The sequence below is a fragment of the Mesorhizobium sp. M7A.F.Ca.MR.362.00.0.0 genome, from assembly GCF_004023175.1.
Taxonomy (GTDB): domain Bacteria; phylum Pseudomonadota; class Alphaproteobacteria; order Rhizobiales; family Rhizobiaceae; genus Mesorhizobium.
Map to the genome: position 1 here is coordinate 4,524 of NZ_RZTF01000420.1, position 842 is coordinate 5,365.

At 61.6% G+C, this 842-nt stretch carries 1 protein-coding gene; it reads right to left on the reverse strand.

Annotated features, from left to right (window positions below; translation table 11 throughout):
- Nucleotides 1-253: 253 nt before the first annotated feature.
- Nucleotides 254-842 (reverse strand): autotransporter outer membrane beta-barrel domain-containing protein (locus EOC06_RS31845; protein WP_128309653.1); only part of this gene is annotated, 589 nt, incomplete at its 5' end.

An 842-nucleotide genomic window follows, 5' to 3' on the forward strand; every position in this document is an offset into this window, starting at 1 on the left:
CTATTTGTGGTGCCCCGCTTTGACAGGTCAGGTTCCAGTCCTGGTAGCTCTCCTGGAGCGAAGTAGCACCGCCTGGAAGGCCTGTCTTCTCTTGAGCAAATGCCGAAATCGCAAAGCCCATGATGAGCAGCGCGGTGGCCACCAGGAGGAGGCTTCTACCCCAGCTCTTACGGGTCATATCTTCATCCATTCCTGTCCAGCCCGGCGCACTCGAATCAGGGCTCATTGTCTTTGTCAGCCGTCAACCTGCTGACTACCACTTGACGCTGAGGCCGAGCTTCGCGCCGATGGAGCGGCTGTCGCCGAATTCCTTCAGGCTCGACTTTGCGAAGGCTTCCCCGAAGACCGTGTAGCGATCGTCGGCCCAGGAGAGCGATCCGCCGAGACCGACACCGCCCCACAGCGGCTGGTCGTGCTCGTGAAGCGCGGTGCCGGAGACATCCACGTCATTGCCGTCGAGGAAGTCGTAATAGAGATTGGCAATGCCGTAGAAATGCGAGCGGCTGACCTTGCCCTGGGCGCCGGTCCAGGCGTCCTCATAGTCGAGCGACAGGCCGGCACGGCCGATCAGCGCCTCACTGCGGCTCAGCGACACCGCTGCGTCGAACGGATCGGTGAAGCTGTCGAAGCGGACCGAAGAATAGGAGAGCTGAGCCTGCGGCGTCAGCGTCCATTTGGCCCCGAGCGCGAACTTCTGGCCGGCTTCGATGCTCACAGCATAGCCGAAGCCATTATTGCCCTTCGCGAGCTCGCTGCCCAGGGTGGTGGACTTCAGGTCGCTGTCATACCACGTTACCTGGGCCTGGCCGTCGGTGTAGAAGCCGTTGTCGCCATACCAGGTC